14 protein-coding genes are annotated in these 13,600 nt (G+C 63.5%); 11 read left to right on the top strand and 3 right to left on the bottom strand.

Going from position 1 to position 13,600, the window contains the following annotated elements:
• Nucleotides 1-1,002, top strand: a complete 1,002-nt coding sequence (locus tag ACR9YP_RS30750) for an FAD:protein FMN transferase (RefSeq protein ID WP_438109503.1) — start codon at nt 1-3, stop codon at nt 1,000-1,002.
• Between the two features lie 81 nt (nt 1,003-1,083).
• Here ACR9YP_RS30750 and ACR9YP_RS30745 read toward each other — a convergent pair whose 3' ends face one another.
• Both ACR9YP_RS30745 and ACR9YP_RS30740 read right to left on the bottom strand, forming a co-directional pair.
• The gene (locus ACR9YP_RS30745; protein WP_438109502.1) at nt 1,084-1,206 is read right to left on the bottom strand and encodes a hypothetical protein; all 123 of its coding nucleotides are present in this window, start codon (nt 1,204-1,206) and stop codon (nt 1,084-1,086) included.
• Between the two features lie 90 nt (nt 1,207-1,296).
• Nucleotides 1,297-1,482, bottom strand: a complete 186-nt coding sequence (locus ACR9YP_RS30740; RefSeq protein ID WP_474217782.1) for a hypothetical protein — start codon at nt 1,480-1,482, stop codon at nt 1,297-1,299.
• A gap of 536 nt (nt 1,483-2,018) precedes the next feature.
• On the opposite strand from ACR9YP_RS30740, the gene ACR9YP_RS30735 reads away from it, so the two are divergent.
• Entirely contained in the window at nt 2,019-3,308 is a 1,290-nt protein-coding gene (locus ACR9YP_RS30735) for a c-type cytochrome (RefSeq protein WP_438109500.1), read from the top strand.
• A gap of 36 nt (nt 3,309-3,344) precedes the next feature.
• Here ACR9YP_RS30735 and ACR9YP_RS30730 read toward each other — a convergent pair whose 3' ends face one another.
• Nucleotides 3,345-5,315, bottom strand: a complete 1,971-nt coding sequence (locus ACR9YP_RS30730) for a 4Fe-4S binding protein (protein WP_474217781.1) — start codon at nt 5,313-5,315, stop codon at nt 3,345-3,347.
• Nucleotides 5,316-5,498: 183 nt separating this feature from the next.
• Between ACR9YP_RS30730 and ACR9YP_RS30725 the strand changes: the two genes are divergently transcribed.
• The 9 genes from ACR9YP_RS30725 to fdh3B all read left to right on the top strand — a co-directional run bounded on the left by ACR9YP_RS30725 (nt 5,499) and on the right by fdh3B (nt 13,595).
• The gene (locus ACR9YP_RS30725; protein WP_438109498.1) at nt 5,499-6,221 is read left to right on the top strand and encodes a biotin/lipoate--protein ligase family protein; all 723 of its coding nucleotides are present in this window, start codon (nt 5,499-5,501) and stop codon (nt 6,219-6,221) included.
• The gene (locus ACR9YP_RS30720; RefSeq protein ID WP_091887511.1) at nt 6,218-6,757 is read left to right on the top strand and encodes a DUF6505 family protein; all 540 of its coding nucleotides are present in this window, start codon (nt 6,218-6,220) and stop codon (nt 6,755-6,757) included. The genes ACR9YP_RS30725 and ACR9YP_RS30720 overlap by 4 nt, the downstream gene beginning before the upstream one ends.
• A complete protein-coding gene (locus ACR9YP_RS30715) occupies nt 6,754-7,761 on the top strand; it encodes a DUF6352 family protein (protein ID WP_438109497.1) in 1,008 nt (335 codons plus the stop codon). Before ACR9YP_RS30720 ends, ACR9YP_RS30715 begins: the two co-directional genes overlap by 4 nt.
• Entirely contained in the window at nt 7,758-8,273 is a 516-nt protein-coding gene (locus tag ACR9YP_RS30710) for a DUF3305 domain-containing protein (protein WP_438109496.1), read from the top strand. The genes ACR9YP_RS30715 and ACR9YP_RS30710 overlap by 4 nt, the downstream gene beginning before the upstream one ends.
• A complete protein-coding gene (locus ACR9YP_RS30705; protein ID WP_438109495.1) occupies nt 8,270-8,893 on the top strand; it encodes a DUF3306 domain-containing protein in 624 nt (207 codons plus the stop codon). The genes ACR9YP_RS30710 and ACR9YP_RS30705 overlap by 4 nt, the downstream gene beginning before the upstream one ends.
• A 121-nt stretch (nt 8,894-9,014) precedes the next feature.
• Nucleotides 9,015-9,794, top strand: a complete 780-nt coding sequence (locus ACR9YP_RS30700; protein WP_438109494.1) for a molecular chaperone TorD family protein — start codon at nt 9,015-9,017, stop codon at nt 9,792-9,794.
• Nucleotides 9,795-9,823: 29 nt separating this feature from the next.
• Nucleotides 9,824-10,042, top strand: coding sequence for a twin-arginine translocation signal domain-containing protein (locus ACR9YP_RS30695; RefSeq protein ID WP_091887502.1), 219 nt, complete (start codon nt 9,824-9,826; stop codon nt 10,040-10,042).
• Between the two features lie 2 nt (nt 10,043-10,044).
• Nucleotides 10,045-12,987 (top strand): formate dehydrogenase subunit alpha, encoded by a 2,943-nt coding sequence (locus ACR9YP_RS30690; RefSeq protein WP_438109493.1) that lies wholly within the window; start codon nt 10,045-10,047, stop codon nt 12,985-12,987.
• Between the two features lie 11 nt (nt 12,988-12,998).
• The gene (gene fdh3B, locus ACR9YP_RS30685) at nt 12,999-13,595 is read left to right on the top strand and encodes a formate dehydrogenase FDH3 subunit beta (RefSeq protein WP_091887497.1); all 597 of its coding nucleotides are present in this window, start codon (nt 12,999-13,001) and stop codon (nt 13,593-13,595) included.
• Nucleotides 13,596-13,600: the final 5 nt, after the last annotated feature.

The raw sequence follows: 13,600 nt of genomic DNA, 5'->3' as shown, positions 1-13,600 counted from the left end.
ATGACGCACAATCCAAGTCTCACGCGGCGACGGATGATCGCAATCACGGCGACGGTGCTCGGTTCGGCTTTCGTGAGCGGCGCCCGCATCGTTCGAGCGGAAGAGGCCGTCCGCTGGCACGGTTCAGCGCTCGGGGCGCAGGTCTCGATCGAGGTATATCATCCAGACCGTGCCGAGGCTGCGCGACTGGTCGGCAGTTGTCTTCTCGACGTGCGCCGGCTGGAGCAGCAATTCAGCTTGTACCGCCAGGACTCCGCGATCAGCACGCTCAACCGCACCGGCATTCTCGTCGCGCCGGATCCGGACATGGTGGCCTTGCTCGAGGCTTCCCTGGCCTTTGCCGACCTGACCGGCGGCGCATTCGATCCAACCGTTCAGCCGTTGTGGCAGCTCTATGCCGACCATTTTTCTTCGGAGCGTCCGGATCCGAACGGCCCGTCGCTGGAGAAGCTCGCCGAAGTGCTGACGAGGGTCGGCCGCCGAGGATTGCTTGTGAGATCAGATCGCATTGCCCTGACGCATCGCGGGGCCGCGGTAACCCTGAACGGCATCGCGCAGGGATTCGCGACCGACAAGGTCGTCGACAAGCTGCGAAGGGCCGGCTTGTCGACGACCCTGGTCGATATGGGAGAGATACGCGCAATCGGATCGCGACCCGATGGCAGGCCTTGGCGTATAGGTCTTGGGGATCCGGACAGGCCAGGGGCTCTCACCGAGACGATCGATCTCGTCGACCGTGCGATCGCGACGACGTCCGGCGCCGGATTCCGTTTCGATGCTGCCGGTCGATTCACGCATCTGTTCGACCCAATGACGGGACTGAGCCCGTCCCTCCATCGAACGGTGAGCGTTGTCGCTCCGACCGCCACCGAAGCAGATGCCCTCTCGACGGCCTTCAGCCTGATGGCCATTCCTCAAATACGGGATATCGTCGCCTCACGACCTAATGTGCAGGCGCGCCTGATCGATACGGATGGTCGGCTGACCGTGTGCGGCGCGTGAAGCATCGATGGATGGCTGCAGCACGGAGTTCGGTCGCCACTGTTGTTCCGGTCAGGTGCGAGTTGTCCAGTTTGCGTGGTTTCAGAGGCGCACCCCGGTCGTAGCAAACGCTTGCGCGACGGGCTCCTGAATTCGATTCAAGATCTCCATCCCCGCAATCGCGATCACCACGGCCGCGACGCAGCCAAGAACAAAAGCCTTCATCCGCAACCTCCCTCAATCGAAACGTCAAGCCATTTATACGACACGGCTTGCCGCGAGCAAACTCGTTGGTCGCATCAAGGCACAGGCGGCCTACGGGCTCTTGAACATGGGATCGACCGAAAACGCATCACCCATCAAGCCAAGAGACTGGAGTGCGGCGCGATTCAGGTCGATTTCCAATATTGCAAGAAGAAGCGCAAGCACGACCGCAACGAGGATCAAGAACGGCGAGGCGTCTCGGGAATCGGGATCTTGCGATCCATCGAGCGCGCGCAAAGCGCGCAATCGCGCCAGCATCTGCAGAAATGGCCTCGTTCGCCCCTGCATGCCGTCATCCTTGACGTGCCCAGCCAAAGATTAGTGTCCGGACCACCGGCATTCAAGCGGGATGCGCAAGGTTAGCCTGTTGCAACGCACATTCCGGAACGGAATGCAGTGTCACCCCGTTTAGTACGCGCATCGGAGGATCCGACGTGAAATTGCCGATAGCGATTGTGTGCTTCGCAGCACTTTGCCTCTTCGAGAGTGCCTCCGCCCAACCCGCACAAACCAACTCATCTGGGGCGCAAACCCGTCCCGAGGAGAAGGGCCAAGCACAGCCGCAAGGCTGGACGGGTCCAATCAATACGGGGTCGGGTGGTGCGCCCGCCGAAAGTCCCCAAGGTCAGAGTCCGCCTGGAATGCAGGCCGCGCCGGAAGGCTCGTCCAAGAGCATGAGGGCACCAGCCAAGTAGATAGGTTCGGATATTCATCTCCAGTGGCTCTTCTGGCAATCTTGAGGGCGTGAATGTGACCAGGGCCGGTGAGGGTCAATGAGGCTACCTTTCTGCGCGCGTGGCGCCGCGGCCCTGTGGGCCATTTTCGCGGTATCATCCGTGCACGCCGACATGGTGGGGCATGGCGGCCCCGTACGAGCCCTCGCTGTTTCCCCCGATGGGAACGGCCTCCTGTCCGGAAGCTTCGATACTGCCGCCATTCGCTGGTCTTTGAAGACGGATACGGCAGAGCAAGTGCTGCGGTATCATGCTGACGCCGTCAATGCTGTCGCCTTTCTGAGCGGAGGCCGCCTGGTCACGGCCGGCGCCGATGCACGGATTGCGGTATGGACGGCGGGCCGGCAGCGGCCGGATCGGGTGTTCGAGGGACATGGAGGTCCAATCGTCGCGCTTGCGGTGTCTCCCGATGGTGCGCTTCTCGCATCCGGTTCATGGGATCGGACGGTGCGGCTCTGGTCGCTGTCGGACGGCGCGTCGCGCGTGCTCGAAGGTCATTCGCAGAACGTCAACGGCGTCGCCTTCACACCGGACGGCAGGTCGCTTCTCAGCGTCGGCTATGATCTCACGTTGCGCATCTGGCGTTTGCCGGATGGCCAGCCTGAAGTCGTGACGTTGCCGGCGCCGCTCAACGCGGTAGTTGTGGCGCCGGATGGTGAAATCGTCACGGGCGCGGTTGATGGCATGCTGCGGATGCTGACCGCCGACGGCAAGGTCAGCGGCGAGGTCGCGGCCGGTCCCACACCCGTGGTGGCCTTGACGATATCGGGAGACGGCACGTTGATTGCTGCGGCCGGCATCGGCGGCACGGTGGCGATCATCGATCGCAAGTCGCGCAGCCTGCTACGAACGCTGGTCGTGTCCGGCTTGCCGGTATGGTCGGTCGCCTTCCTTCCGGATCGAGAGACACTGATGACGGGTGGTGCGGACGGCAAGATCAGGCGCTGGAATGCGCGCACCGGCGATCCCATTGGTTCGAACCTCTCGGGAACGCCGGCCGATCCGCTCGCCGCCTATGCCGGCGATCCTGGCGCCGATGTATTTCGGGCATGTGTTGCCTGTCACACGCTGTCGGACAAGGAGGTTCAGCGTGCGGGCCCGACACTTGCGGGACTATACGGCCGCAAGATCGCTTCGCTGCCGGGCTATCGTTTCTCCGAAGCGCTGAAGACGATGGACATCGTCTGGACGCCGGAGACGGTCGCAAAGCTGTTCGAGATCGGACCGAATGCCTACACCCCCGGCACCAAGATGCCCGAGCAGCGCATCGGCTCGGCCGAGGACCGCCGTGCGTTGACCGACTTCTTGGGCCGCGCAACGTCGCGATAATTGCCGCTTCCGATCCTGCGAAGATATCCGCTTCGTCTAGTCCTTGCCATCGCGCTGGCGGAGATAGTCATCCGTCGTTCGCGGTGGCGTTCGTTCCGGCACGCCCTTGAAGGGATCGAATTGCTGTTCGCTCATGACGATGACGCGGCAGTCAGCGCACATCCTGAGTGCCGCGATCCGCTTGTCACCCGCCGGATACATCCAATGCCGGCCTTCGAGCTTGGCGGCGATGCGGTCGATCGTGCTCTTGACGCCGAAGGCCGTGCCGCAGCGGACGCAGAGCGCGGGCTCCTCTTCCTTGATAATCACGGCGGAAGCGCGGGCCGCGCGGAAATCGATCTGCGGCTTGAGGCTGATGACTTTTTCCGGACAGGTGCTCTGGCACAGGCCGCATTGCACGCAGGCGTCCTCGACGAACTTCAGCACTGGCCGCTCGGGATCGTCGCGAAGCGCGCCGGTCGGGCAGGCCGAGACGCAAGAGAGGCATAGGGTACAGCCGCTGGTATCGACGCTGATTGCGCCCACAGGCGCACCCTGCGGCAGGGCGATCACGTCGACCGGTTTCGGCGCCAGGCGATGCAACTCGCTGAGCCCGAACCGCAAAAGGTCGCGCCGCTTGCCGACGGTCTTGAAGGTCGCGGGCGCAGCGACGGCCGCGAGCGTGCCGATAGCAGCCAAATGCTCGCCGAGCGCGTCGGGATCATCCGTTTCGATGGTGGTGACGCGGTGGCCCTCAAAGCCGAGGCCGCCAAGGATCGCTTCAGACATGGCGATCGTCTGCGAAAGTCCGGTCACATCGTGGCGCGGCTTTGCGCGGAGCAGGAAGCGCACAGCGGATACGCCATAAGCGAAAGCGCCGACGACTGCCTCCAGCCCGAGCTGGGTGATCTCGTTGACGGCAAAGGGAAGCACGTTCGCCGGCAAGCCGTCGCCATACCGCGCCAGGGCATCGATCAGGGGCGTACCGTGCGGGCCGTCATGAAAGAGCAGCACCGCATCCGTGCCACCGGCCTCGTGGTAAGCGAGCAGCATGGCACGAATTCTTTGAAGCTGCGTATCGGCGGGCGGCAGTGCATAAGATGCCGCGCCGGTCGGGCAGGCAGCGGCGCATTGGCCGCAGCCCGCGCAGATGTTCGGATCAATTGCGATATGATCGCCGACGGGCGTGATCGCCCCGGTTGGGCAGAGATCGAGGCAGCGATGGCAGCCCGTGCGCTTCGAGCGCGAATGGGCGCAAAGAGCGGGCGTAACGTCGACATATTTCGGCTTGTCGAAGCTGCCGACGAGATCGCGCGCGGTCAGCACGGCGCGGAGCACGGCAGCGGGATCGTTCGGATCTGCGCGCAGATAGCCGTCGCGCAACTCGTGGGCGGGAAACAATGGCATCCCGCCGGAAAGGTCGAGCACGATATCGCAGCGCGAGGTGACCCCGCTTCGCGGTGCGTCCAGTACAAAGCGATCGCGCGAGGAGGGGCGGGGACGCGCATAATCGTCGATCGCAAGTTCGAAAGCGCCGAAATGTCCCTTTGCGGAGCGGATCGTGCCCTGCACGATCGGGAAGACCGTTGCAGCGGACGGCATCATCTCGTCGAGCTGTTTCAGCATAACCGTGACGTCGAGGTGATCGGCAAGCAGGCGGCCGGCTTCGATCGCGGCCTCATCGCGCCCGTAGATCAGGACCACGCCCTCGCTCGACAAGGTGACGAGCGGATAGTCCGGGGCCGGGATGGAGGCGGATGCGAGCAGGGCAGCCATTTTCGCGCCGGCGCGCGCGCCGTCGCGTGACCAGCCGGCCGTTTCGCGGATGTTGACGAAGCTGATCGCATCAGGCCGTTCGCCGGCCTCGTCAGTGAATTGCGCGGCCTGCTGCGTGCAGGCGACCGTCAGTGTGCCTCCAGCGGCCGCTGCGCTGCGGAAGTGATCGAGCTCGGCGCCGCAGAGATGGCGAAAGCTCTTGATCTCGCAGCTGGGACATCCACGCTGAATCGCGGCCGAGTCGAGACGCATCGTGTCTTCGCACGAGCAGATCAGGACGGTCTTGGATGGCTGCTCCAGGTTAACCCCTCCGCCAATCCGGTACCGACGACGGACTCGCGCCGGCCCTTCGCTTCCTATAGAACATTATCTATCGGGAAGAAAAGGAAAGCGGAGGACGGCCTGCCGTCGATCCCAGTCAGCCACGTTTCCCTGGTGGAACCGATCCACCTGCCGCCGCCGTTCACATTGGTGCGGCTGCGCGAGAGTGGCGACGCTTTTGCCCACGCATGCCGCATTGCACCGGAGAGCGGCGCCGGAACGCTTGTCTATGTCGGGCGCTTTGATCTGGCGGAGTTCGCCGTGGTGCTCGAGCCAGCAGAGCCCTTCCGTACGGCGCGGCGCGCGTTCTACGCCGGCATGGTCGCGCTCACCGATGCCTTGCGTGCCTACGCACCGCCGAGCAAGCCCATCACGATCGGCTGGCCGGATGCCGTCAGGATCGACGGAGGGCTGGTCGGCGGCGGGCGTATGGGTTGGCCTCTCGCGGCCATTGAGGAGGAGCCGCCGCCATGGCTGGTGTTCGGCGCGATGATCCGGACGGTTGCCATGAACGAGGACGAACGGGGTGTTCACCCGCTCGCCTCGGCGCTCGACCAGGAAGGCTTTGGCGAGGCTGGTGCGGCGCAGATCACGGAGAGCTTTGCCCGACACCTGATGCTGGCATTCGATGACTGGCAGGCGGGCGGTTTTGATGGCGTCGCGCGCGAATATCTTTCCCGTATGCCCCGCGAACGGCAGACCGTCCAACGCATCGACGATCGCGGCGATCTCCTCACGCGCCGGATTGGGGCGGGCGAGATCGAACGTGGCGACCTCGTGCAGGCGCTCGCGACGCCATCCTGGCTCGATCCGGCACTTGGAGGGCCGCGGCTGTGAAGCTCTTGCGTACTATCGCGCTCGATCCCTCCGACACCTTCGTGTTCGATGTGGCAGCGGAGCCGGGTGAATGGGCCGTCTCCGGTGCTTTCCGCTTCTGGGATTGCGATAGTGCGAAGCTCGAGGGCAAGGCGCGCGCGGCGTTTCGCGGCGGGTTCCTCGGCGTGCAATCCTGGGGCTGGTCGACGCTGGTGCAGATCGTTCCGGCGACCGAGGACGATTACCGCAGGCTGATCGATCTCCTTGCCAGGCAGCTCGTCGATCGTTTCGGTGCGCCGGACATGGCGACAGCGATGACGGCCGCGGAAGAGGAGGTGGCGTTCTCGCAGTCGCTGTGCACCCATCCCGTCAGCTCGCTTATTGCAGTGCACCGGGCTTCAAGCGGCGGCGAGGTCCGCGAGTCCTTCCGCCGACTAAAGCTCCGCGAAGGGCAGGGGCATGGCAAGGCGTTCTCGTTCATGGAAGTGGACGACGACGTCCAGCCTGACGGCGAGCTCAGGCTTGCGGATCTGGGCCGGGAGCCGACCGTCAGATGAACGATTTCTGGATCGCCTGCGGCCATCATTTGCTCGATCGCGACGAGGGCGGTGGGCTGTGCGTCACCGACGAATTCCTCAAGGCCTATTTTGCGCGTCCCGAGCTGATGCCGCCGGCCGATGCATGTCCGATCGAACGCCGGTTGCACCGCGAACTGCTCGCCGATCCGCGTCAGGCGGTCGGCGCCGACGAAATTGCCGCAATTTCCGATGCTGACGCCCGGGAGAACTGGCAATTCGTGCTGGCATTCCGCGATCTCCTGTTGCGGCATCCGACGCTCGAAGCCGCCTATCTTGCAGCGGTGCGATCAGGCGCGAACGACCTGCCGCCGCTGTTCGTCAACCAGCTGGTGCATGTCATCCTGCGCAACGCGCTCGACGGCTGCGACGATCCGTTCGTGCTGCGCGCGGCCGAGCTGTTCTTCCGGGTCCAGCGGATTCTGCCGCATGAGCAGGCCCTGCTGCTTGGCGACGAGGAGATAGTCGGCGGCCGGAGTCCGACCCCGGTGCTCTCCCTGATGTCGATGCTGGGCGCCACCACCGATGCGGTGCTCGATGTGTTGAGCGACGAGAATGCCGGGGCCTATTGGCAGCGCAGCGACCAATTCGACATGGCCCTTGACCTCACGGCCGGCGGACGTGGACCAGCTGCGCTGGCGCAGGCGATGACGCGATGGATCTCCCACCTGCTTGGCCTCGACGTCACGATAGAGCCGCTGCGTGCGTTGCGGGAGGCAAAGCTCACCTGGTATGTCGGGCTCGATGCCGACGCCACTGGGCTCGGCGACCGTCTGTGGCACGGCGAGGAACTCGACCAGCGCAGTGCCGACCGGATGCTCGCACTGTTCCGGCTGACTTTTGCGGATTCAAGCCGCGCGCATGACGATGTCGGGGACGAACCTGTCTACCTGATCCTGTCGATGACGGCGGATCAGAAGCTCCGGATGAAGCCACAAAATCTGCTGACCGGCCTGCCGGTGAAGCGCCTGGAGATGATGACATGAGCCCGGCGGTATCGCCATTAGCGTCCATCTCCGTCGGCGTCGTCGTCGAGCGGCGCAAGGCCGACTCGCCCTGGGTTGACTTCATCTGGCGCGGAATTGCCGTCCTGCCGGACGAGCCGGCGGCACAACCCTGGACCGTACTCCGCGAGCAGGACGGCACGACCCTGTTCTATGCGGGAAGCGCGACCGTGGATCTCTATCCGTCCGAGACGGCGCGCTATCGCGACAATCTCGCCTCCGGCAGTCCGAGCATCTGGACTGTGCTGTCGCCCTCGGAAGGCGCCTGGCCTTATACCCTTGCTGCGGTTACCGCCGACCCCGCTGAGGGCGAGGGCTTTACCGAAGCCGCCGACAATCTCGTCGAGGCCGTGCCGATGCCGGAGGTACTGCGCAAAGCAATTGAAAGGTTCGTCGCCGAGCACCATGTCGAACGGGAGTTCGTCAAGCGCAAGCGGCGCCGCGCTGATCCGGAGGCACTGGCGCGCCGCGACCATGAAGGCGGACAGGAATGAGTGAGGAAGAATTCCTTGCACGTTGGTCCCGCCGCAAACGCGAAGCGCGAGCGGAGCCGGCGACGCCTGCCCCGGCTCAGCCCACGCTGCCGCGCGAGGCCAAGGACGATGATAGCGCGTTCGATCTCTCGAGCCTGCCGTCGATCGACGAGATCAATGCTGCGACCGACATCACCGCCTTCCTGAGCAAGGGTATTCCACAGGAGTTGAGCCGTGCGGCTCTTCGCCGCGCCTGGGCGACCGACCCCGCCATTCGCGACTTCGTCGGGCTTGCGGAGAATGCATGGGACTTCAACGACCCGACCGCAATGCCGGGTTTTGGGCCGCTGGATTGTTCGTCGGAACAGCTGGCCGCACTGGTCGATCGTATCGTCGGTGGGGTGCGTGAGGTGGTCCAATCCGTCCCCGAGGCGTCGATTGAAACAGCGGACTCTTCGGCGGAACTGCATCAAGCCGAAGCGACGGCCGCATCGGGTGTTGTCGAGACATCGGACGCGACTGAACAGCCGGCAATCCCTGTTGCGGTGCAACCGACAGTCGCGGACAGATCTGCGGATTTCGCTGAGCCTGTTAGGCGCCGTACTCACGGTGGTGCACTGCCGCGCGAGCAGCACGACTAAAGGATATAGGCTCAGGCTATGGACGGATGATTGACCATCCGTGGAACCGGGACTACGATTTCGTTAGCGCTTTGTAACAAAAGCAATAATCAAGCAGACGGGACTCGGATGGGAGGTCCACGTGCGGGATGACGGGCTTGATCGCGCAATCGATGCTGCAGGCGGCATTGCTCAGCTTGCGCGCAAAATAGGTATCAGCCAACCCTCCGTGTCGAATTGGACCCGCGTGCCAGCACAACGGGTGGTTGCAGTCGAAGCAGCGACCGGCGTTGCACGCAACGATTTGCGGCCCGATCTCTACAGCGAACAAGCCGTATCAGCAGAGCTTGTCGATTCCGTCGATGCTGCGCGCGCGCAGGAATATGCGTTGCTAGCAACGTTACTGTCCGCGCCGCCGTCGAAACGATTGCTCGAGCAGCTTGCGGCATTGAGTTGCGACGCAACGCCACTCGGCCGCGCGCATGCAGCGCTCGCCGACGTCGCCTCAAGCGCAGTCGCGGCGAAGGTCGAGCGCGAATATTTTGATCTGTTCGTGGGGCTCGGTCGCGGCGAATTGCTGCCTTATGCCTCGTACTATCTCACCGGCTTTCTCAACGAACGGCCGCTGTCGCGCCTGCGAGGAGACTTGACGACGCTCGGCATCGAGCGGCTTGCCAACAATTCCGAACCCGAGGATCACGCCGCGATCATTTGCGAGATCATGTCGGGCCTTGCCGGCGGGCACTTCGGTGCCTCGCCAGAGGCACAGCGTGCCTTCTTCGAGAAACACGTATCGCCCTGGATGGGGCGGCTGTTCGCGGACATCGAGAGCGCCGGGAACGCCCATTTCTATCGGGCGGTCGGCGCGCTCGGTCGCACCTTTATCGAGATCGAGATGGAAGCATTCACATTCGCCAACTGACCGGCACGCGCAGGTCCAGGAGAGATGCGATGAGTGAAGACAAGAAGGCCACAGTGGGACGCCGCGACTTCCTGCGCAAGGTCAGCATCGGCACGGTCGGTGTCGGTGCGACACTCGCGACACCGTTGGTCGGGTCGGCGCAGGCCGACAGTGAGACCAACGATGAGAAGCGCAAGGCGCGCTACAAGGAATCCGACCACGTCAAGGCGTTTTATCGCGTCAATCGTTATCCGGCCAAGGGAGGCTGACCGTGCTGATCAAGCGAACACACCAGCATTCCCCGCGCCACGGCTCCGTTGTCGAGTCCCTTGCGGGGCAGGCCGGCGGTCTCGACCGCCGCAGCTTCTTGCGCAAATCCGGTCTTGCCGGCGGTGCGCTTGCCGCGCTCGGCACCCTGCCGGTCGGCAGCGTGCGCAAAGCGGAAGCGGCAATGGCTGGTCCGCTCACCGCAGGCGCGACCATCCGCAAGAACATCTGCACGCATTGCGCCGTTGGCTGCACGGTGACGGCCGAAGTCTTGAACGGCGTTTGGATCGGCCAGGAGCCGAGCTGGGATTCGCCGATCAATCGCGGCTCGCATTGTGCCAAGGGCGCCTCGGTGCGCGAACTCGTACACAGTGAGCGGCGGCTGCGCTATCCGATGAAGCTGGTAAATGGGCAGTGGACCCGCGTCTCCTGGGATTCCGCGATCAACGAGATCGGAGACAAGCTTCAAGCTGTACGTGAGAAGTCGGGCCCCGATTCCGTCTATTGGCTCGGCTCGGCCAAGATGACCAACGAAGGCGCCTACCTGTTCCGCAAGCTCGGTGCGCTCTGGGGGACCAATAACACCGATCATCAGGCTCGCATCTGCCATTCGACCACCGTGACCGGCGTCGCCAATACCTGGGGCTACGGCGCGATGACCAACAGCTACAATGATATCCGCAATGCGAAGACACAGGTCATCTTGGGCGGCAATCCGGCCGAAGCGCACCCGGTCTCGCTGCAACATCTGCTCGAGGGCAAGGAGCTGCAAAAGGCCAACTTTATCGTCATCGATCCGCGCCTGACGCGTACGGCGGCCCACGCGACCGAATATGTGCGGATGCGCCCTGGCACCGACATCCCGGTGCTCTACGGCATGATGTGGCACATTCTCCAGAATGGCTGGGAGGACAAGGAGTTCATCCGGCAGCGCGTTTACGGTTTCGACGACATCAAGAAGGAGGTTGAGAAGTGGCCTCCGGAAGAAGTCGAGCGAGTCACCGGCATTCCCGGCGAGCAGCTCAAGCGCGTCGCCAAGATGTTCGCCACCGAGAAGCCGGCAACCCTCATCTGGGCCATGGGCCAGACCCAGAAAACCGTCGGCACCGCCAACGTGCGCGCAAGTTGCATTGCGCTCCTGATGACTGGCAATGTCGGGAAGGCCGGCGCAGGCGCCAACATCTTCCGTGGCCATGACAACGTGCAGGGCGCGACCGATGTCGGGCTCGATATCGTCACGCTGCCGTTCTACTACGGCCTCGCCGAAGGCGCCTGGAAGCATTGGTCGCGGGTTTGGGAGGTCGACTATGACTTCCTGAAGTCCCGCTTCGACTCCAAGCAGATCATGGAAACCCCCGGCATTCCGCTGACCCGCTGGTTCGAGGCAGTGACATTGCCCAAGGATCAGGTCGCGCAGAAAGACAACGTGAAGGCGGTGTTCGTGCAGGGACACGCCTCCAACAGCATCACCCGCATTCCTGAGTCCCTCAAGGGTCTGAAGGCCCTCGAGCTGCTCGTCATTGCCGACCCGCATCCGACGACCTGGGCTTCGCTCTCCGTGGAGGCGGGCCGCAAGGATGGCGTCTACATTCTGCCGGTCGCCACGCAATTCGAATGCAAGGGGTCGCGCGTCGCCTCCAACCGCTCGCTGCAATGGGGCGAGCAGATCGTGAAGCCGATCTTTGAATCGAAGGATGATCTCGAGGTCATCTATCTGATGGCGAAGAAGCTCGGCTTCGCCGACCAGATGTTCAAGAAAATCAAGGTCGAAAACAATCTTCCTGAAGCTGAGGATGTGCTGCGCGAGATGAACCGCGGCAGCTGGTCGACTGGCTATTGCGGGCAATCGCCCGAGCGCCTCAAGGCGCACATGAAGAACCAGGCCAAGTTCGACATGCTGAGCATGCGGGCACCGAAGGACGATCCCGAGGTCGGCGGCGACTATTACGGTCTGCCCTGGCCGTGCTGGGGATCACCTGAGGTCAAGCATCCCGGCACGCCGCTGCTCTACAACACCAATCTGAACGTGATGGACGGCGGCGGTACGTTCCGGCCGCGGTTCGGCATCGAGCGTGAGGAGAAGCTGCCGGACGGCACGACGCGGAAGGTGAGCTTGCTCGCGGACGGCTCGTATTCGTTGGGTTCGGGAATTCAGGACGGCTATCCGGAGTTCACGCTGGCAAGCCTGAAGAAGCTCGGCTGGGACACCGAGCTCACCGAAGCGGAAATGGCCGTGATCAACAAGATCAATCCTGCCAATCCGGACACGGTGTCGTGGGCGCTCGACCTGTCGGGAGGCATCCAGCGCGTAGCGCTGGCGCATGGCTGCGTTCCCTACGGCAACGGCAAGGCGCGCATGAATGCCTTCGGCTTGCCCGATCCTATCCCTGTTCACCGCGAGCCGATCTACACGCCGCGCGTCGACCTCGTCGCCAAGTATCCGACGCTGCCCGACGCCAAGCAGTTCCGGATGCCGAATATCGGGTTCTCCGTGCAGAAGGCAGCGGTAGAGAAGGGAATTGCAAAACAGTTCCCGCTCATCCTGTCGTCCGGCCGTCTGGTCGAATATGAGGGCGGCGGCGAGGAGACCCGCACTAACCCGTGGCTTGCCGAATTGCAGCAAGACATGTTCATCGAGATCAATCCTGCCGATGCCGCCGAGCGCGGTGTCAAGGACGGTGGCTGGGTGTGGGTCACGGGTGCAGAGAATAATTCGAGGGCGAAGATGAAAGCGCTCGTCACCGAGCGCGTTGGCAAGGGCGTCGCCTGGATGCCATTCCACTTCGGCGGCTGGTTCGCGGGCAAGGATCTTCGCGGCAATTACCCGAAGGGCACCGACCCGATCGTGCTGGGCGAAAGCGCCAACACGATCACTACGTACGGATACGACCCCGCGACGGGCATGCAGGAGCCCAAAGTCACTCTCTGCCAAATCGCGGCGGCTTAGGAGTAACGACGATGGCACGTATGAAATTTCTCTGCGACGCCGACCGCTGCATCGAGTGCAACGCTTGCGTCACCGCCTGCAAGAACGAGCACGAGGTGCCCTGGGGCATCAACCGGCGTCGCGTTGTGACCATCAATGACGGCAAGCCCGGCGAACGCTCGGTCACGATGGCCTGCATGCATTGCACCGATGCGCCGTGCGCTGCGGTGTGCCCGGTGAACTGCTTCTACACCACCGCTGACGGCGTGGTGCTGCACTCCAAGGATCTCTGCATCGGCTGCGGCTATTGCTTCTACGCCTGTCCGTTCGGCGCGCCGCAATATCCGAAGGTCGGCAACTTCGGCTCCCGCGGCAAGATGGACAAGTGCACCTATTGCGCCGGCGGTCCGGAGGCGGACGGCAGCAAGGAGGAATACGAGAAATACGGCGCGAACCGGCTGGCCGAGGGCAAGCTGCCGCTGTGTGCCGAAATGTGCTCGACAAAATCGCTGCTCGCAGGCGACGGCGAGATCATCGCGCAGATCTACAAGGAGCGTGTGATGAAGCGCGGCTACGGTTCGGGTGCCTGGGGGTGGAAGACGGCCTATCGCGAGACGATTGAATCCTGACGAAG

This window comes from Bradyrhizobium sp. BR14999 (assembly GCF_056106085.1).
This window is presented reverse-complemented; position numbering and strand designations above follow the sequence as displayed.

Coding starts and splice junctions, on each gene's coding strand:
- ACR9YP_RS30750 (WP_438109503.1), top strand. CDS start 1: ATGACGCACAATCCAAGTCTCACGCGGCGACGGATGATCGCAATCACG.
- ACR9YP_RS30710 (WP_438109496.1), top strand. CDS start 7,758: ATGAGCCCGGCGGTATCGCCATTAGCGTCCATCTCCGTCGGCGTCGTC.
- ACR9YP_RS30735 (WP_438109500.1), top strand. CDS start 2,019: ATGAGGCTACCTTTCTGCGCGCGTGGCGCCGCGGCCCTGTGGGCCATT.
- ACR9YP_RS30705 (WP_438109495.1), top strand. CDS start 8,270: ATGAGTGAGGAAGAATTCCTTGCACGTTGGTCCCGCCGCAAACGCGAA.
- ACR9YP_RS30715 (WP_438109497.1), top strand. CDS start 6,754: ATGAACGATTTCTGGATCGCCTGCGGCCATCATTTGCTCGATCGCGAC.
- ACR9YP_RS30695 (WP_091887502.1), top strand. CDS start 9,824: ATGAGTGAAGACAAGAAGGCCACAGTGGGACGCCGCGACTTCCTGCGC.
- fdh3B (WP_091887497.1), top strand. CDS start 12,999: ATGGCACGTATGAAATTTCTCTGCGACGCCGACCGCTGCATCGAGTGC.
- ACR9YP_RS30730 (WP_474217781.1), bottom strand. CDS start 5,315: ATGCGTCTCGACTCGGCCGCGATTCAGCGTGGATGTCCCAGCTGCGAG.
- ACR9YP_RS30745 (WP_438109502.1), bottom strand. CDS start 1,206: ATGAAGGCTTTTGTTCTTGGCTGCGTCGCGGCCGTGGTGATCGCGATT.